The sequence below is a fragment of the Guptibacillus hwajinpoensis genome (assembly GCF_020524165.1).
GTDB classification, from domain to species: Bacteria; Bacillota; Bacilli; order Bacillales; family Guptibacillaceae; genus Guptibacillus; species Guptibacillus hwajinpoensis_D.
In genome coordinates, this window is the sequence record NZ_JAIVKU010000004.1 from 1041352 (window position 1) to 1059644 (window position 18293).

An 18293-nucleotide genomic window follows, 5' to 3' on the forward strand; every position below is an offset into this window, starting at 1 on the left:
CTGGGTAAACCCTTATTAAAAAACAGCGGGAAGAGCCCCGCTGTTTTATGATTGCCGAATCTGATCAATGGCTAATTTGCGATCAGTTTGATTATAAATAGCTGATCCTGCAACGAGAACGGTAGCCCCTGCTTCAATACATGCGCGCGCCGTTTCAGCATTCACACCGCCGTCTACTTCAATTTCAGGTGTAACGCCTAATGAATCGGCAAGCTGTCTCGTCTCGGTAATCTTAGAAAGCACCCGTTCAATAAACGCTTGTCCTCCAAAACCAGGATTTACTGTCATCAAAAGGACAAGGTCAACATCTTCAATGACGTGTTTAATCGCATCGACAGGTGTTGCTGGGTTAATGACAACGCCCGCTTTCACACCTTTACTTTTTATTAGCTGAATCGTACGGTGAAGATGCGGACATGCTTCAGCGTGGACGGTGAGAATATCTGCGCCAGCTTCCGCAAATTCTTCAATGTACTGATCAGGATTTTCAATCATAAGATGAACATCTAAAGGCAGGGACGTGACCGGGCGAAGCGCGCGTACAATCGGTGCACCGATTGTAATGTTCGGAACAAAATGTCCGTCCATAACGTCAACGTGAATGTAGTCAGCTCCAGCTGCTTCAACATCTTTCACTTCCTCACCTAATCGAGCAAAATCTGAAGCTAGAATAGAAGGGGCGATTTTTATCATGTTAATACCTCCGTTTTTGATCCTTTATTTCTTGAAAAAAAGAAGAATAATGGTCGTAGCGATACGCCTTAATCTCTTCTTTCTCTACTGCAGTCTTAACCGCGCAACCTGGTTCTGATTGATGAGTACATGCTCGAAACTTACATTCGCTACTTTTCTCTTGTATTTCGGGAAAATAAAGCCATAGATCGTCTGCTTCAATCCCTCTAAAGTCAAGTGAACTAAAACCAGGCGTGTCAGCGACAAGGCCCGATCCAAAAGGAATGAGTTCAACATGTCTCGTCGTATGCTTTCCTCGACCAAGATGTGTAGAGATATCACTTGTGTCAAGCTCAAGGTCAGGGTTAATGGCATTTAAGAGGGAGGACTTCCCCACTCCAGATTGTCCCGCAAACACCGTAACTTTTTCTTGAAAATACGGTTCAATTTCTGCTACGCCCGAAAGACTCTGAGCTGACGAAACAATCACATCGTACCCTACATCCCGGTAATCATCCGCATAGGCCATGATTTCATTTTCTTCAGCATTTGAAACAAGATCGATCTTCGATATGCAGATGATCGGTCGAATATCACTTGCTTCAATATGAACAAGAAATTTATCAAGAAGCTGCGTATTAAAGGTTGGTTGAGTAGCTGAAAAAACAAGAAATGCTTGATCAACATTGGCTATTGGAGGACGAACTAACTCATTTTCTCTTTCTTTAATCTCAAGAACATAGCCGTCGGTTTTATTTTCTGCTTCATACACAACATAATCGCCTACAAGAGGGGTAATCTTTCGCTTTCTAAAATTCCCTCTCCCTCTACACTGATAAATTTCTTTATTCAATTCATCCTGCACGTAATAAAAGCCGCTTAACGCTTTAATGATTCTTCCATCTGCCATGTAGGACTCCTTACTCATTTTTTCCATATTTTTGTTTTGCTTCTTCGTACGTAATGGTTTTCGAGTTTTCTTTCTTTTCTTTGCCATCCACAAAGGTTTTATACGAAGCTTCCTCGCCAGGGTAGATCGTTAAATCGAAGTTAATTTCTTTTGTTTCTGTAATGGTTTCTGAGATTTCTTCCCCTTCTGTTGTCGAATCGGTATAAAGAATTTCAATTAAATGTTCTTCACCCTTTTTCACATCGACCTTAAAGGAGTTTGGAACAACAATCGCCTCATCTTCAGGTGATGGTTCTGGCTCAGGTTGTGGTTCTGGGTCCGGCTCAGGTTCTGGTTCTGGTTCTGGCTCGGGCTCTGGACCTTTCGATAAGGTTATCGTAATCTCATCACCTTTTCTAACTTCAGCTGCAATACTTGGCGATTGTGAGAGGACGGTACCTTCGTCTACTGAGTCACTAAATTCCGACTCATCATAAGAGAGCGTTAATTTCTTTTCTTGCGCATATTCCTCTACTTCCTCTTTCGTTCTACCTGTTAAATCTTCTAGGTTGAATGGAGGGTCTCCTAAACTAAACCAAATGACAATTGTATCCTCTGTTGGCAGAACCATTTTGCCAGCTTCAGGACTTTGATCAAAAATTTCACCTTCAGGAGTATCACGGTATTCCTCTTCGAATTTGATATTTTTGAATCCCTGTTCTTTTAATAAAGCTTCCACTTCATCTTTTTGTTTCCCTATATAATCGCCGAGCTCTGTTTTTTCAGCCCCCATACTCACATAAAGGGTAACTGTACTATCTTCTTTCACCATTGTTCCAGAAGTCGGATCCTGATTGATAACATCATCTTCCTCTACTTCTTCACTAAACTGCTCTTCTTTCTTTACATCAAGATTTTGTTCTATTAATGCGGATCTTGCTTCCTCGTATTCCATTCCCGTTACGTCCGGAACTTCCACATCACTCACATAGAAGAGGTCAGGCATAAATGTAAAAGCTAGTGCACCTGCGCCGCCAAGAAGCAAAAGGATGAGTAGCACAATGGAAACAATCTTCCCTGTCTTCTTTTTCTTTTTAGGCGGTGGATTGCTAGATTCATCATTTTGAACAGGTTGTTGAGGCATCGTATTTTCTGTCACACTTTGATGATCTGGAATGACAGGAGTGAGGATTTTTGTCGCTTCCTCATCATCCGGTTCAGGCGGTTTTTCATAAACTTTTGTCGGGTCAAGGGCCATGTCCAGCGCTTCATACATTTCTTGAGCACTTTGATAGCGTTGGACTGGCTCTTTCGCCATCGCCTTCATAATAATATGCTCAACATTTTTTGGTAAAGATGTATTAATTAGACTAGGCTTTGGAAAGCGATCTTGTAGGTGCTTTAGGGCTACAGATACGGGGGAATCACCTGAAAAAGGAAGTACTCCCGTTACCATTTCGTATAGCACAACACCAAGAGAATAAATATCTGATCGTTCATTTGCTAGTGCTCCCCGCGCCTGTTCCGGTGAAAAGTAATGAACAGAGCCAAGAACCGAATTCGTGTGTGTAATCGTTGCAGAAGTCATCGCCATGGCGATTCCAAAATCCGTTACCTTCGCATCTCCGTACTCATCAATCAGAATATTATGAGGCTTAATATCCCGATGAATAATGTGATTCTCATGGGCATGCTCAATCGCAGATGTCATTTGTTTCATAATATCTAGCGCTTCTTCAATGGGCAGAGCGCCTCGATCACGAATCTTTTGCTTCAGCGTTGTTCCTGCAACATATTCCATAACGATGTAGTAAAAGTCTTCTTCTTCCCCAACGTCATAGATTGACACAACATTCGGATGTGCGAGGCTCGTAGCTGATTCAGCTTCGCGACGAAATCGCTTGATAAAATCATCATCTTGTGAGAATTCAGGACGAAGCAATTTAACAGCAACGGTCCTATCTAGAATTAAATCTAAAGCTCGATAGACGATAGCCATCCCGCCGTCACCAATCACTTCAAGCAGTTTGTAACGTCCATTAATATGCTTCCCTAGCATGAGGATTCACTTCCAGAAGCTGAAGAGTTTTCAATAATCGCAACCGTAATGTTGTCCTCTCCACCTGCTTCGTTTGCTAATCGAATAAGCTCTGTTGCCTTCTCTTTAAGAGATCGGTCAGAATTCATCACTTTTTCCAAATCACGATCAGCAACTTTATTCGTTAATCCATCGGAGCAAAAAAGGGCTGCATGATGTTCATCCCATTCGAACGTATGAATATCTACTTTCACATCCTCATCAGTTCCTAGCGCACGTAAAAGAACGTTTTTTCGTGGATGATCTTCCGCCTCTTCTTCAGAGAGCTGCCCGCTTTTGACAAGTTCATTCACAAGAGAATGGTCACTCGTTTTTTGATCGAGTACCCGATCTCCGAATAGATAGGCACGACTATCGCCAACGTGACCGATTGTAATAAATTCATCCGTACAAACAGCGGCGACAAGTGTGGTTCCCATCCCGGCATATTCCGGTTTTTCTTTAGAAAAGCCAAGGATGGTTTCGTTTGCTTTACGGATGGTATGTAGAAGCCATGCTTCCGCTCTTCCCGGGCGAAATCCAGCTTTTTCTTCTTTCCAACATATTTCCATGGATTCAACTGCTAGTGCGCTTGCCACGTCACCTGCCTGATGACCGCCCATTCCATCTGCTACAATCACAAGGTATTCATCAAGATGATTGTGGAGAAATGTTGTGCTATCTTCATTGTATGCCCTTACCTGGCCTTGATCTGTCAATGCGATTGCTTGCATGTGATTACCCCGTCTCCTCTTATCACAAGAATGCGGGAAGAACCGCCTACTAAGAGGCGATTCACCAGCACCCAGCATTATTTTTTAACTAGACATGCGATATAAAATCCATCCGTGCCAAAATAATGTGGTAGAAGCTGTAGCTGTCCACCTTCACAGTACTCTGCTACTTTCTCAGGCAACCGGTTGGAAAGTGTTTGATCTAACTTAAATTCAGGATGTTCTTCCAAGAATTGTTTTACCACTTCCTGGTTTTCCGCTCCTTCTATTGTACACGTACTGTAAACCAATTTTCCACCTGGTTTTAAAAGAGAGGCCTGAGCTTCAAGTATCCCTTTTTGCACAACTGTAATGCGCTCAATATCTTCTTCTTTCTTGGACCATTTAATATCGGGCTTTCTTCTTAGTACACCGAAACCAGTACATGGGGCATCAACAAGAATGCGGTCAAACGATTTCGCTTTAAATCGCTCTCCTACATTCCGACTATCAAGCGTTTCCGCTTCAATGGCACGTAAGCTCAAACGCTGTGCCTGTTTCTTAATTAACTTCACTTTATGGGCATGAAGGTCAAGCGAATTCACGTGTCCTGAGCCGTTTAATCGTTCCGCAATGTGAGTTGATTTGCCACCTGGTGCCGCACACGCATCAAGAACTTTCTGACCTGGATCAACGCCTAGTGCTCGTGCTACCAGCATTGAACTTTCATCTTGAATCGTTAAATCACCACGTTTGTATACTTCTGTATCAAGAACTTTCCCCTGAATAACTTTAATCGCATCCTTGGATAAACTTCCTTCGACAGCCTCTACGCCTTCTTTTGAAAGATCGTCGATCGCTTGATTAACCGAAGTTCGTGTCACATTCACACGAGCCGTTACATAAGGAGCAAGCAGGTTCTCTTCGCACATCGCTTCCGTTGCTTCAACACCGAGCTGATCAATCCAACGCTGTACAAGCCAAAGGGGGTGGCTCTTTGAAATAGAGATGCGTTCTGCCACATCTTCAATGGCTTCAGGATCTTTCAGACCTTTTCGTTGTGTATTGCGGAGAACTCCGTTTACCATCCCACTAATCCCTTTATGACCACGTTTTTTAGCGATTTCAACCGCTTCATGAATGATCGCACGATCCGGTACTCGATCAAGATATACCATTTGATAAAGCGAAAGTTGCAAGAGCGAAATAACCCATGTCTGCATTCTCTTTCGATTTGTTAGAAAATCATCTAGGTAGAAATCTAGTGTATTCTTTCGCTGGATTGTACCGTAAACAATTTCAGTTAACAATCCTGTATCTTTACGACTTAGCTGATGCTTTTTAATCGTTTCGTTTAATAAAAGGTTGCTATACGCCTGGTTTTTATTAATCTTTTCAATTACATCAAGTGCTGCTTCTCTTACATTTGCCATACTATTCACCAAATCTCTCATTTTTCTCGAATGTTCTACCTTGTAAATACTGCGCAGAGGTCATGCGTTTCTTCCCTGCTGGTTGGATTTCCGTTAACTTAATGGCTGTTGTATTTCCAGTCGCTACAACAGGACCGTCCGCATCTGTGTAAAGAACAGATCCTGGTTCAGCTTTTTCAGCACTTTCCATTTTCTCTCCCCACCAAATTTTCATTACCTTGCCATTATATTGTGTAAACGCAACAGGCCAAGGATGTAAACCACGGATCTGGTTATAAATTTCTTCACCTGTCTTTGTCCAGTCAATTTTCTCCTGCTCACGCTTAATATTCGGAGCAAACGTTGCCTCTTCGTCATTTTGCTTCACTGGCGTTAACTCATGATTAAGAAGCTTTGGCAACGTTTCTTTCAAAAGTGCTGATCCAGATACGCTTAATTTATCATGAAGGCTTCCGGTATGGTCGCGTTCTTCAATTGGAACGATGGACTGAGTTAAAATATCACCCGCATCTAATTTTTCTACCATATACATGATGGTAATGCCCGTTTCTTTTTTGCCTTGGAGGATCGAATAATGAATCGGTGCACCGCCGCGAAGTTCTGGTAACAATGACGCGTGTACGTTAATGCAGCCGTGCTTCGGTGCCTCGAGAAGTTGATTCGGAAGGATTTGTCCAAAAGCAGCTGTTACAATTAAATCTGGTTTTAAATCCAGAATCGGCTGAAGTTGAGCAGGATCTTTCACTCTCTCGGGCTGGAGCACAGGGAGGCCGTGTTTTTCAGCGGCGACCTTAACAGGCGGTGGCGTGAGCACTCTTTTTCTACCTTTCGGACGATCAGGCTGCGTTACAACACCAACGATGGTGTAACCTTCTTCTACCAACATATCAAGTACGGGAACTGAAAAATCAGGCGTGCCCATAAAAACAATTTTAGTCATTACTTTCACGCTCTCCTTCCTGTTCAGGATCAACATAACGAATGACTTTCTCAGTAAACAATACGCCATGAAGGTGATCAATTTCATGTTGAATCGCTCTTGCAAAGAAGCCCTCGGCTTTCAATTTAAATTCTCTCCCAAAACGATTTTGCGCTTTTAATGTAACCGTATAAGGGCGCTCGACTTCCCCAAATAACCCTGGAAAGCTTAAGCAACCTTCAAGGTCGACTTCTTTCCCAGAAGTTTTTATAATCTTGGGGTTGATTAGTTCTAATGCCTCTTCTTCTCTGGTATCAACAACGGCAACCTGTTTGCGAATACCGATTTGCGGTGCAGCAAGACCAACGCCCTCTGCTGCGTACATTGTTTCAAACATATCATCGAGTAGCTGATGCAATTCCTTATCGAATTCCTCTACTGGATGGCATTCAACTTCAAGCACCTCATTTGGATGCATCACAATTTCTCTCATAGCCATGCGTATTCTCCCTTTCACTACATCATCATATAAGGTTGTGTATCAATGGATATCTGTAATCCTCCACGACTTATTTCCTTTGAAAAATGCTTTTGAATTTCTTTTAAATAATGCGTTAAATTCGGTTCAGTTTTGTATTTTATCATGCATTGATACCGATATCTATCTTTGATCCGTGGGATCGGTGAGGCTACAGGACCTAACACTACACTTTGTTTTGATAAGTGTTCCTTTAAATAAGCTGCAATTTTCTCTGTCACATCAACCGTTTTGGTTAACTCTTCATGCGAAACATTCACCATAGCAAGAAAATAAAAAGGCGGATAACCAAATTGTTTTCGAGTGACCATTTCACGCTGATAAAAAGACTGATAGTCGTGTTCGGCAGCCATTTCAATGCTGTAATGTTCTGGGGTATAGGATTGCACAATCACTTCACCTGGTAGCAAATGACGTCCTGCGCGTCCACTTACTTGCGTTAGCAGTTGGAACGTCTTCTCTGAAGCTCGGAAGTCAGGGATATGGAGCATCGCATCTCCTGCTAAAACGCCAACGAGAGTGACGTTTGGAAAATCAAGGCCTTTCGCGATCATCTGAGTACCGAGTAAAATATCGGCTTTTCCTTCTCCGAATTGATTTAAGAGCTTCTCGTGAGAGCCTTTTCGTCTTGTTGTATCAACATCCATTCGGACTACCCTTGCTTCCGGAAGGATTTTAGTCAATTCCTCTTCTACTCGCTGTGTTCCGGTACCAAAAAAGCGAATGTGTTCACTTTCACACTCCGGACACTGAGTGGGAAATCGTTCTTCATGACCACAATAGTGACATCGCATCGTTCCATTGATTTTGTGATACGTTAAACTAATGTCACAGTGAGGGCATTCTGCCACATAACCACAGTCTCGGCACATCACGAAAGTGGAATAACCTCGCCGATTTAAAAAGAGCACGGTTTGCTCTTTCTTTTCTAGCCGGTCTTTCAACTTATCGTAAAGGTCGTTTGAAAACATTGATCTGTTCCCCGCTCGTAGTTCTTCTCGCATATCAACGATCGCTACAGCTGGCATCGCCTGTTTGTTTACTCTATCTAACAATTCAAGAAGCGTATAGACGCCTTTCGAGGCACGTGCATATGACTCGAGTAATGGCGTAGCACTGCCAAGCACAACGGGACATTGATAATGCTCGCCGCGCTTAATAGCCACATCTCTCGCATGATAGCGTGGGTTTTCTTCTTGTTTGTAGCTACTTTCATGTTCTTCATCAATAATGATAATGCCGAGGTTTGTAAACGGTGCAAATACCGCTGAACGTGCCCCAACAACTACTTTCACTTCTTTCCGATGAATTTTTCTCCATTCATCATACTTTTCTCCCCGTGAAAGCCCGCTATGTAACACGGCTACTTCAGAACCGAATCGACTTTTAAACCTGGTCACCATTTGTGGTGTTAATGAGATTTCGGGAACAAGCACAATCGCTTCTTTTCCCTGCTCGAGGACGCGATGAATGGACTGCAAATAAATTTCTGTCTTCCCGCTCCCGGTTACGCCGTGAATGAGAAACGTCTCATGATGATGTTCGTTAATACTTGTCAGGATCGGTCTCATCGCTTGTTCTTGAAGATCGGTTAACTCTAGGGCCGTTGAAGGAATAAATTCACGGCCCTTATATGGATCACGGTAGAGCTCAACTTCTTCTTCTTTTAATATTCCTTTTGAGACGAGTGATTTGATCGTTGACCGAGTTGTATCAAGCATGTCCATAAGCTCTTTATAAGAAACAGAGCCTTCTTGCTCGATAAAATGCGTGATGATTTCCTGCTGCTTCAAAGCACGATTCCCCATCTTTTCCTTTTCAGCTTGAAGCTCGTCCTTTTGAAGTGCCGCCGATAATGAGAGAATGGTTTTAGGAGCTGTTTTCTCTTTTACATCGTACCGCACTTCAAGTTCATCATTTTTGATTGCGCGGTTTAATTCTTTATGGCTGAAATGCGAAAGAAAATCGTCCCACTTTATCCCGTTAGAAGAAGAAACCATCTTATACCACTGAGCCTCTTCATTCACACGATTTCCAAGAACAACGGTTTTCGTTACATTGGCTTTCATTGCTGCAGGCAACATTGCCTGCAGGGCTGAAACCGCGTAACAAAGCGTTTTTTCCGTCAACCAGAACCCGAGATCAAGTAATTCTTGTGTTAAGATAGGGGTAACATCTTTTACTTCACTTAATTCTTTTAATTTAGCATGCTCCGAATCATTCGCTACTGATATAACAAATCCCTGGATTTTTCGCGGTCCAAAAGGAACAACGACCCTCATTCCAGGTTCAATCATTTCTTCCCATTCTTTTGGAATCGCATAATCAAACAGGCGATCAGTTTGATTCGCCGGTACATCGACTATGACTTTCGCAATCATGAACGAGTCACGTCCAATCGCTTCACTTCATCGAGAATGCGATTCGCTGCTTCATGCTTTGATTGCAGCGGCAGTTCAACGCGCTCGCCATCTCGGTGGAGTAACGTCATGACATTTGTATCTTTATCAAAACCTGCACCTTCTGCTTTAATATTATTTGCACAAATCAAATCCAAATTTTTCTTTACGAGTTTCTTTTGTGCATATTCGTCTAACCGCTCTGACTCTGCTGCAAACCCAACAAGAATTTGATTTTTCTTTTGCTGGCCAAGCGTCCATAGTATATCTTTCGTCCGCTCCATCTCAATCACCATCTCACCTTCAGATTTCTTCACTTTTTCAGAAGCAATCTCAGCAGGTCGATAGTCAGCTACGGCTGCTGCTTTTATGACAATATCAGCCGTCTCAGCTGCATGTAGAACAGAGTCAAACATTTCTTCAGCTGTTATAACATCAATTCGCTTCACCCCTTGAGGTGTCGGGAGTGTTACTGGACCTGCCACTAGGGTAACTTCAGCGCCGCGTTTCGCAGCCTCTTCCGCCAATGCAAAACCCATTTTTCCAGAAGAGTAATTTGTAAAATAGCGAACAGGATCAACCGGTTCTCGCGTAGGGCCTGCCGTGACGACAACTTTTTTCCCAGCCAAATCGTTCGTATCGTCTTTAAAATACGTTTCTAACGTTGACAGGATATCTTCAGGCTCCGCCATACGTCCTTTACCGACATAGCCACATGCAAGTAACCCTTCTCCAGGCTCAAGGAAATGACAGCCGAACGAGCGGAGTACGTCCATATTTTTCTTAACAGCAGGATGGTCGTACATGTGAACATTCATTGCTGGCGCTACCCATACAGGAGCTTCGGTAGCAAGTAACGTCGTTGACATCATATCGTCCGCGATCCCATTCGCAAGCTTACCAATGATGTTTGCTGTAGCAGGCGCGATCAGCACGAGGTCTGCCCAGTCCGCTACGTCAATATGGGCCACTGATGTTGGGTCCTTTTCTTCAAAGGTATCCTTATAAATATCATTTCTGGAAAGCGTTTGAAACGTTAATGGTGTAACAAATTCAGTAGCTGATTTGGTCATTAACACCTTCACTTCCGCACCCGTTTGATAGAGCTTACTTGTAAGAGCGGCTGCTTTAAATACAGCAATCCCACCACTGACACAAAGCAATATCTTCTTTCCCTTTAGACTCATAAGTTTCACCTTCCGTCCAAATAGTTAACATAATATTAATATAGTTAATACAATGAGATGCATCGTCAATTCAAGAAAAAAATAACAACCTATTCTCATAGGTTGTTACGTCTCACTCAGTCTTCTATCATGCCGTCTGCAAGTAGTTTGCCATCAAGTACTTCTTCAAGTGCTTTCCCTACAGCCTTAACGGACTGTGGACGATCCACATAAACATTACCGGTTTGTTGAATCGTACGTGCGCGCTTTGCAGAAAGTGTAGCCAGTGTGTACTTTGAATCAATGCGGTCCATTAGTGAGTCAATCGATGGGTATAAAATCATTATTAAACCTCCGTTACATTCTTATATTTATGGGCAAGACGATCACGTCTTAAGTGCTCTGCTGTAATAATAGCACGAATTCGCTCACAAGCTAATTCTACTTGATCATTTTCAACGATATAATCGTATTCATCAATCAATTCGATCTCTTCTTTCGCAACACCCATACGGTTATCAATTAAATCATTTGATTCCGTACCGCGGTTAACAATGCGATTCCTGAGCTCCGTTAAACTAGGTGGCATTAAGAAGATAAAAGCACCTTCTGGAAAATGCTTGCGAACTTGCTTCGCTCCTTGCACTTCAATTTCAAGCAACACGTCTTTCCCGGACTGCAAGGTTTCTTCTACATAGTCAACAGGCGTACCATAGTAATTCCCAACATAGTGGGCATACTCAAGCAGCTTGTTATTTTCGATCATATCCTCAAATTCTTCATGAGATTTAAAGAAATAATCGACGCCGTTCACTTCCCCTTCACGCGGTTTGCGCGTCGTAACAGAAATGGAATACTGTACTTCGTCCGCATTATGCATGAAAGCTTTTCTTACTGTTCCTTTTCCAACACCAGAAGGGCCAGAAAGAACAATTAACAATCCACGTTCTTTTTCCATACTAACCTCCACTTTATAGATGCTACTCGTCAGAAAGCTCGTCTTTGTTCACGAGACGTTGTGCCACTGTTTCAGGCTGGACTGCCGACAGAATGACGTGGTCACTATCAGAAATAATGACAGCACGCGTTCTTCTACCATATGTTGCGTCAACAAGCATATTGCGGTCCCTTGCAACAGTAATAATTCGTTTGATTGGTGCCGACTCTGGACTAACAATTGAAACAATTCGATTCGCATTCACAATGTTACCGAATCCGATATTGATTAATTTAATACTCATGGTCGTTCCTCCCAGGAATCACGATTCTATTTTTACACCAGTAAGGTGATTTTAAACAAAGCGCTCAGGCTATTCAATATTTTGAACCTGTTCACGAACCTTTTCCACTTCGCTCTTAAGATCAACCACATGCTGACTGATCTTATGGTGTTGAGACTTGGAACCGATCGTATTCAGCTCCCTATTGATTTCCTGCACTAAGAAATCAAGTTTCCTTCCTACGACACCATCATTACTAAGAATATCATGGAATTGGTCGAGATGACTATGGAGCCTAATGATTTCTTCATCGATACTTGCTTTATCGGCAAGATACGATACTTCTGTTAGGATTCGGGCTTCATCAAGGGCTTCTAATTCTTTAAATCCTTCGAGTTTTGTGCGTATCCGTGCTTCAAATGCTGAAGTTACTTCTTTTGAAAGGGTTGAAATGGAAGTTAAAATCTTTTTCATTTCTTGAAGCTTATTCCTTATATCTTGCTCAAGGGCTTCCCCTTCAATCTGTCGCATTTCAACTAGTCGATCAACAGCTAAATTTAACGTAGCAAATACCACATGCTCCAACTGATCAAGCTGTTCCTCTTTCTCTGTTACTTGATAAACATCCATATTCAAAAGTGTAGAAGCAGACAAATCATCTTGCAAATCATATCGTTCAGAGGCTTGTTTTAAAATCGTTATGTATTGGTCGAGCAGCTTCCAATCCACCTTCACGTCCGATGAACGAAAACCAGCTCCCTCAATGGTTAAATATAGTTCAACTTTTCCTCGCATAATGTTGCGCTGAATGGATTTCTTCATCTTACTTTCAAGATGAAGGAGTGCTTTTGGCATGCGAAATGTACCATCGAAGTAACGATGGTTAACGGATTTTATTTCTACCGTTATTTGAATATCCTCACTCTCGTGCGATGCTCTTCCAAATCCGGTCATACTCTTAACCATATTATCACATCCAATAGCTATTCTAACCAATTGTACCACTTCATCAAACTGAAACAAAGGGATATCTCTTTCTTATCATCAATCTTAAATAGAAAAAACAGAGGGTGATTACCCTCTGCTGCGCTGTCTTCTAAATAGGGTGGTACCTGCTAATAGGAAAGTTGGAATGCTAGAAAAGACTAAAATAAGCATCCATTCTCTCATTGAAAGATAAGTTGTATGGAAAATCGGCTGAAGCGGTTCATAATAGATGACCGCAAGTAATAACCCAATGGATGAGAGAACTGCAAGTACAAGGGCTTTATTTTCAAAAGGGTTTCGATGAAAAATCGATCGTTCACTTCGACAGTCAAATACATGAATTAATTGAGCAAGTACGAGTGTAGAGAATGCAACCGTTTGTGCTTGGACAAGGTCATTCGGATTCTCACTGTAGCAAATCATAAAGGCGGCAAGTGTACAGGCACCGATCATGATACCACGAGAGATGATTTTCCATCCCAATCCCCTCGCAAAAACGCCCTCTTTCGGCTTACGCGGATCTCTTCTCATCACGTTCCCTTCTGCAGGATCAAGTCCAAGAGCCATAGCTGGCAATCCGTCAGTAACAAGATTTACCCACAGAATTTGGATCGGTACGAGCGGAAGCGGTAGCATCAGCAAGATCGCAAAAAGCATCACAAGAATTTCTCCAACGTTCGAAGCTAACAAATAGCGAATGAATTTCCGAATATTTTCATAGATGTTTCGTCCTTCTTCCACTGCCGCTCTTATCGTTGCAAAATTGTCGTCGCTTAATATGAGCGAGGATGATTCTTTCGCCACGTCTGTTCCTGTCATCCCCATTGAAATGCCAATATTTGATGCTTTGATCGCCGGTGCATCATTCACCCCATCACCGGTCATCGCAACAATATGTCCTCTATTTTGGAGAGCTTTAACAATTTTCAATTTATGTTCCGGCGATACGCGAGCAAAAACGTAGATGTCTTCCACCTGATTTTCTAGTTCTTCCACGCTTAATGAAGAGAGCTTACTTCCTTCCATTACTTTGCCCCGTTCAGGAAGAATACCGAGGTTGTGGGCAATTGCTTTTGCCGTCGTTACATGATCGCCTGTTATCATAATCGTCTTGATTCCTGCCCTTTTACAATCAGCTACGGCTTGCTTCACCTCTTCACGTGGAGGGTCAATCATCCCTTCTAAACCAACAAAAGTTAAACGAGATTCAGCTTGTACGCTATGAAGCATATTGTCTTCATTCTGGATTGGTTTAAACGCTACGGCGATCGTTCTTAAAGCTAATTCCCCAAACGCATTTAGTTGCTCTTGTATTTCTCGTTCATAGCTTTTACGGAGCGGCGCTTTTTTCTCACTCCATAACACAGATTCACACTGCTTTAGAACAATATCAGGTGCACCTTTTGCGATGACATATCGTTTCCCCATTGAATCTTCCACTACAATACTCATCATTTTCCGATTAGAGTCAAAGGGAAACTCCTGAATGATCGTAAATTCCTCTTCCCTCACATCTTCCGTTAAACCAGCCTTCATTGCAGCGGCAACGAGGGCTCCTTCGGTTGGATCACCATCAAGAACATATTCTCCGCTTTTCTCCATTACTCTCGCATTGCTACAAAGCAAACCAAATGTAAGGAGCTGTTTCAGCGATCGTTCTTCATCAGAATATACGCGAGTATTGCCTTTAAAAAAGTCACCATAAGGAGAGTAACCAGAACCAGTGACATCCCACGTCTCTCCGCCTGCCCACAGCTTTGTGACCATCATTTTATTCTGCGTGAGTGTTCCTGTTTTATCTGAACAAATAACGGTCGCACATCCGAGTGTTTCGACAGATGGAAGTTTTCGAACGATGGCTTTTCGTTTACTCATTTTCTGCATGCCGATCGCAAGGGCAATCGTCACGATTGCGGGTAATCCTTCAGGGATCGCTGCGACAGCGAGTGACACACCCGCTAAAAACATGCTATAGACATCGCGCCCCTGAATAATCCCCAGGACCACAACCAATGCCGTTAAAAGAAGCGCTGCAGCAATTAAAATTTTTCCAAGCTGCTCCAATCGATTTTGGAGTGGGGTTTCCATCGTCTCAGCGGATTGAATGAGGTGAGCAATTTTCCCCATTTCCGTCTTCATCCCAGTTGCTGTTACGACTCCAACGCCCTTCCCTTTTGTTACGAGTGTTCCCATAAAGCCCATGTTTTGCTGATCCCCCGGACCAGGTTGTTCCTCTCGGATTGGCTCAGGATGCTTGTTTACAGGTAAAGACTCACCTGTTAGTGCTGATTCTTCGATCTGCAATCCCTGACAAGTGAACAGACGTAAATCAGCCCCAATCCGATCTCCGCTCTCAATGCGAACAATATCCCCTACAACTGCATCTAATGCAGGGATGTTCGTCCACTCACCATCACGAAGCACCTTCATCTTTGGCGACGATAACTGTTTTAATGCCTGAAGCGATTTTTCTGCTTTCCGTTCTTGTACAAATCCAAGAATCCCGTTCATGAGTATGATCAGGATAATGGCGATCGCATCAAGATACTCTCCAAGTAATCCCGATATTAGCGTAGCCGCAAGGAGGACGACGACCATAAAGTCTTTGAATTGAGCTAAAAACATTAAGATCATTGATGGTCGTTCTGCTTCATCTAATTGATTTAGTCCAAAAATTTTTCTTCTTCTCTCTACTTCCTCGGAACTAACTCCCCCCTCGCTTGTCTCCAATTCCTCCAATACTTCTCCCTTTGTCATGTTATACCAGTTCATAAATCTACACCCCGATCCTGCACGTAATGTCGCTAATAATTCAACTATATTCAGACAAGCTCAAAAAAATGCTATACTAAGAATAATGTCTAGTGATAGGAATGTAGGTGAACGATATGTCTTTTGACGGTATGGTAATGAGAGCCGTTGCACATGAAACGAATGAACAACTAAAAGGTGGGCGCGTGACAAAAATCTATCAGCCCTATGCGACTGATCTATTACTCGTGATTCGTTCTGGTGGTAAAAACCATCAGCTGCTTTTATCAGCGAATCCCTCTTATGCTCGAATTCAAATTACGCAGGAATCTTATGCGAATCCAAAAGAACCACCAATGTTCTGCATGCTGCTTCGTAAGCATTTAGAAGGTAGTATTGTGGAAGAAATTAAACAAATTGAAAATGAACGTATTATCCACGTTACGTTTAAAGCTCGAAATGATCTTGGCGACTTAACGACAAGAACATTAGTTGCTGAAATTATGGGCCGTCATAGTAACGTGATTCTATTAAATGAATCAAACATGATTTTAGATAGTATTAAACACCTTTCTCCGTCTGTAAACAGACACCGAACGGTACTTCCAGGGCAGGACTATATCGCTCCACCTGCGCAAAACAAAGTTTCGCCTTTTGGCTTAACGAGAGATGATTTTTTAAGGCAAATTGATTTTAATGCAGGAAAATTGAGTCAGCAGCTCGTACAAGCTTTTGGTGGACTTTCACCGCTCATTGCAAACGAAGTGATCCATAGAGCCGGCCTTGCAAATCGCTCAACGCTACCTGAAGCTTTCTTCGATGTGTTTCAAAAACTAGAGCACCACGACTACGCGCCGCAAATGGTAACAAGCTCAAAGGAGTTCTTTTCAGTAGTTGAGCTTACCCACTTAGCTGGGGAAAAAAGAGCATTTGAATCCGCTAGTGAACTGCTCGACCGTTTCTATTATGGGAAAGCCGATCGTGATCGAGTGAAACAGCAGTCAAATGATCTCGAACGTTTTCTATCGAATGAATTAAAGAAAAACGAGAAAAAAATTAAGAAGCTATCACGTACGGTCGAACAAGCTCAGGAAGCTGACACGTACCAATTGCTTGGCGAGCTGTTAACAGCAAATATGCATCTGGTAAAACGAGGCGATAAGCAAGTAGAAGTTCAAAACTATTATGATGAAAACGGCGGAACGGTTCTGATTGAACTTAATCCACAAAAGACGCCGTCTGAAAACGCTCAAGCTTATTTTAAACGCTATAATAAAGCAAAGAATTCCATTTCCGTTCTTGAAGAGCAGATTACGATGGCTCATCAAGAAATTGCATATCTTGAACAGCTCATTCAGCAGCTAACTTCTGCATCACCTCGAGATATAGAGGAAATTCGAGAAGAACTTGAAGAAGAAGGTTACATTAAAAAGCGACGCAAAAAGAAAAAATCAAAACCAACAAAACCTCAGCTTGATGTTTACCTTTCTTCTGACGGAACCGAAATTCTTGTTGGTAAGAATAATAAACAAAATGAGTATTTAACGAACAAACTGGCCGCTCGAAGCGAAACGTGGCTGCATACAAAAGATATTCCTGGATCACACGTTGTGATTCGAAGTAAGGAGTATACAGAAGAGACGCTACTTGAAGCTGCTAATCTCGCTGCCTACTTCAGTAAAGCAAGTGAGTCTGGTTCTGTTCCAGTTGATTACACGGAAGTGCGTCACGTAAAAAAACCTAATGGTGCAAAACCCGGTTTCGTGACGTATGACCAGCAAAACACGTTATATGTAACACCTGATCAGGATCTTGTTTTTAGGATGAAGAAGTAAGTAAAAGGTTCCCGCTAAATTTAGCGGGAACCTTTTTTATAACGATGCAACTGTAATAATGGCTAAACCATCCAGCACTTCAACATGTTTTGTTTCCTTTGCACCTAGACCTTTTAGCTTTTCACTTAACTGATCTGGTGAGTAGCGGTGCCTTTTCGTTGAAACATTTGACCATTTTAGCAAAGAAGTTTGTTCAAAACCGCTCATATGATGCTTTTTTGCATATGAGAAGGCTGCCATTTGGTCCATTTGTACAGACGGATTTAACATCACAACCTTCCCGCCTTCTTTTGTTACGCGAATCATCTCTTTCATGCCAGCTTCAGGCTCAGGTAAAAGAAACATCACACACGTTGAAAGCGAGAGATCAAACGTGTTGTCTTCAAAAGTAAGGTTGCATGCGTCACCTTCTGAAAAGTGACTTTTATTCGACCGATTCAAAAAGAAAAAATTCTGTTTGCTTGCCTTCACCATTTCAGATGATAAATCAACACCAGTCAGCATACTCGCTTCCTCAACTCCACGAAGAAGAAGTCTTCCTGTTCCACACCCTACATCGAGTACGGATTTTTCTTCCCATGATCCGGAAGCTTGTTTTAATTCATCGTGAACAGCTCCTAGCCATTTGGTTCGAGCCATATCATCAAAAAAGGATACGAGTGAATCGAACTCTTCTCCCTGCATTTTTCTCATC

Annotated in this window: 16 protein-coding genes; 1 reads left to right on the plus strand and 15 read right to left on the minus strand. The window is 42.4% G+C overall.

The window, feature by feature from the left end; translation table 11 throughout:
* Positions 1-45: 45 nt before the first annotated feature.
* From rpe to LC090_RS12500, 14 genes are all read right to left on the minus strand, one after another.
* On the minus strand, positions 46-693 hold the full coding sequence (gene rpe / locus LC090_RS12435) for a ribulose-phosphate 3-epimerase (RefSeq protein WP_226658329.1): 648 nt from the start codon (positions 691-693) through the stop codon (positions 46-48).
* Between the two features lies 1 nt (position 694).
* Positions 695-1582 (minus strand): ribosome small subunit-dependent GTPase A, encoded by an 888-nt coding sequence (rsgA, locus tag LC090_RS12440; protein WP_226658330.1) that lies wholly within the window; start codon positions 1580-1582, stop codon positions 695-697.
* A 10-nt stretch (positions 1583-1592) separates the two neighbouring features.
* Entirely contained in the window at positions 1593-3620 is a 2028-nt protein-coding gene (gene pknB, locus LC090_RS12445; RefSeq protein WP_226658331.1) for a Stk1 family PASTA domain-containing Ser/Thr kinase, read from the minus strand.
* Positions 3614-4372 (minus strand): Stp1/IreP family PP2C-type Ser/Thr phosphatase, encoded by a 759-nt coding sequence (locus LC090_RS12450; protein WP_226658332.1) that lies wholly within the window; start codon positions 4370-4372, stop codon positions 3614-3616. The genes pknB and LC090_RS12450 overlap by 7 nt, the downstream gene beginning before the upstream one ends.
* Positions 4373-4449: 77 nt before the next feature.
* Positions 4450-5784: a 16S rRNA (cytosine(967)-C(5))-methyltransferase RsmB gene (gene rsmB / locus LC090_RS12455; RefSeq protein WP_226658333.1), complete on the minus strand. Its 1335-nt coding sequence runs from the start codon at positions 5782-5784 to the stop codon at positions 4450-4452.
* A 1-nt stretch (position 5785) separates the two neighbouring features.
* Complete coding sequence (fmt, locus tag LC090_RS12460; protein ID WP_226658334.1) at positions 5786-6724, minus strand: methionyl-tRNA formyltransferase; 939 nt, start codon at positions 6722-6724, stop codon at positions 5786-5788.
* Positions 6717-7202, minus strand: a complete 486-nt coding sequence (gene def / locus LC090_RS12465; RefSeq protein ID WP_226658335.1) for a peptide deformylase — start codon at positions 7200-7202, stop codon at positions 6717-6719. Before def ends, fmt begins: the two co-directional genes overlap by 8 nt.
* A gap of 17 nt (positions 7203-7219) precedes the next feature.
* Entirely contained in the window at positions 7220-9622 is a 2403-nt protein-coding gene (gene priA, locus LC090_RS12470) for a primosomal protein N' (RefSeq protein WP_226658336.1), read from the minus strand.
* Positions 9619-10827, minus strand: a complete 1209-nt coding sequence (gene coaBC, locus LC090_RS12475; protein ID WP_226658337.1) for a bifunctional phosphopantothenoylcysteine decarboxylase/phosphopantothenate--cysteine ligase CoaBC — start codon at positions 10825-10827, stop codon at positions 9619-9621. The genes priA and coaBC overlap by 4 nt, the downstream gene beginning before the upstream one ends.
* A 116-nt stretch (positions 10828-10943) precedes the next feature.
* Positions 10944-11150 (minus strand): DNA-directed RNA polymerase subunit omega, encoded by a 207-nt coding sequence (gene rpoZ, locus LC090_RS12480; protein ID WP_255648087.1) that lies wholly within the window; start codon positions 11148-11150, stop codon positions 10944-10946.
* 2 nt (positions 11151-11152) lie between these two features.
* A complete protein-coding gene (gmk, locus tag LC090_RS12485) occupies positions 11153-11764 on the minus strand; it encodes a guanylate kinase (protein ID WP_159782329.1) in 612 nt (203 codons plus the stop codon).
* Positions 11765-11786: 22 nt separating this feature from the next.
* Entirely contained in the window at positions 11787-12047 is a 261-nt protein-coding gene (gene remA, locus LC090_RS12490) for an extracellular matrix/biofilm regulator RemA (RefSeq protein ID WP_159782328.1), read from the minus strand.
* Positions 12048-12116: 69 nt separating this feature from the next.
* Positions 12117-12992 (minus strand): YicC/YloC family endoribonuclease, encoded by an 876-nt coding sequence (locus tag LC090_RS12495; RefSeq protein WP_226658338.1) that lies wholly within the window; start codon positions 12990-12992, stop codon positions 12117-12119.
* Between the two features lie 108 nt (positions 12993-13100).
* Complete coding sequence (locus LC090_RS12500; protein WP_226658339.1) at positions 13101-15785, minus strand: calcium-translocating P-type ATPase, SERCA-type; 2685 nt, start codon at positions 15783-15785, stop codon at positions 13101-13103.
* Between the two features lie 116 nt (positions 15786-15901).
* Between LC090_RS12500 and LC090_RS12505 the strand changes: the two genes are divergently transcribed.
* On the plus strand, positions 15902-17599 hold the full coding sequence (locus tag LC090_RS12505; protein WP_226658340.1) for an Rqc2 family fibronectin-binding protein: 1698 nt from the start codon (positions 15902-15904) through the stop codon (positions 17597-17599).
* 36 nt (positions 17600-17635) lie between these two features.
* Here the strand turns inward: LC090_RS12505 and LC090_RS12510 are convergent, their stop codons facing one another.
* The gene (locus tag LC090_RS12510) at positions 17636-18292 is read right to left on the minus strand and encodes a class I SAM-dependent methyltransferase (protein WP_226658341.1); all 657 of its coding nucleotides are present in this window, start codon (positions 18290-18292) and stop codon (positions 17636-17638) included.
* Position 18293: the final 1 nt, after the last annotated feature.

Bases quoted from the DNA above. Each gene is read 5' to 3' on its own strand.
- rpe (WP_226658329.1), bottom strand. From the start codon at position 693: ATGATAAAAATCGCCCCTTCTATTCTAGCTTCAGATTTTGCTCGATTA.
- rsgA (WP_226658330.1), bottom strand. From the start codon at position 1,582: ATGGCAGATGGAAGAATCATTAAAGCGTTAAGCGGCTTTTATTACGTG.
- pknB (WP_226658331.1), bottom strand. From the start codon at position 3,620: ATGCTAGGGAAGCATATTAATGGACGTTACAAACTGCTTGAAGTGATT.
- LC090_RS12450 (WP_226658332.1), bottom strand. From the start codon at position 4,372: ATGCAAGCAATCGCATTGACAGATCAAGGCCAGGTAAGGGCATACAAT.
- rsmB (WP_226658333.1), bottom strand. From the start codon at position 5,784: ATGGCAAATGTAAGAGAAGCAGCACTTGATGTAATTGAAAAGATTAAT.
- fmt (WP_226658334.1), bottom strand. From the start codon at position 6,724: ATGACTAAAATTGTTTTTATGGGCACGCCTGATTTTTCAGTTCCCGTA.
- def (WP_226658335.1), bottom strand. From the start codon at position 7,202: ATGGCTATGAGAGAAATTGTGATGCATCCAAATGAGGTGCTTGAAGTT.
- priA (WP_226658336.1), bottom strand. From the start codon at position 9,622: ATGATTGCGAAAGTCATAGTCGATGTACCGGCGAATCAAACTGATCGC.
- coaBC (WP_226658337.1), bottom strand. From the start codon at position 10,827: ATGAGTCTAAAGGGAAAGAAGATATTGCTTTGTGTCAGTGGTGGGATT.
- rpoZ (WP_255648087.1), bottom strand. From the start codon at position 11,150: ATGATTTTATACCCATCGATTGACTCACTAATGGACCGCATTGATTCA.
- gmk (WP_159782329.1), bottom strand. From the start codon at position 11,764: ATGGAAAAAGAACGTGGATTGTTAATTGTTCTTTCTGGCCCTTCTGGT.
- remA (WP_159782328.1), bottom strand. From the start codon at position 12,047: ATGAGTATTAAATTAATCAATATCGGATTCGGTAACATTGTGAATGCG.
- LC090_RS12495 (WP_226658338.1), bottom strand. From the start codon at position 12,992: ATGGTTAAGAGTATGACCGGATTTGGAAGAGCATCGCACGAGAGTGAG.
- LC090_RS12500 (WP_226658339.1), bottom strand. From the start codon at position 15,785: ATGAACTGGTATAACATGACAAAGGGAGAAGTATTGGAGGAATTGGAG.
- LC090_RS12505 (WP_226658340.1), top strand. From the start codon at position 15,902: ATGTCTTTTGACGGTATGGTAATGAGAGCCGTTGCACATGAAACGAAT.
- LC090_RS12510 (WP_226658341.1), bottom strand. From the start codon at position 18,292: ATGAGAAAAATGCAGGGAGAAGAGTTCGATTCACTCGTATCCTTTTTT.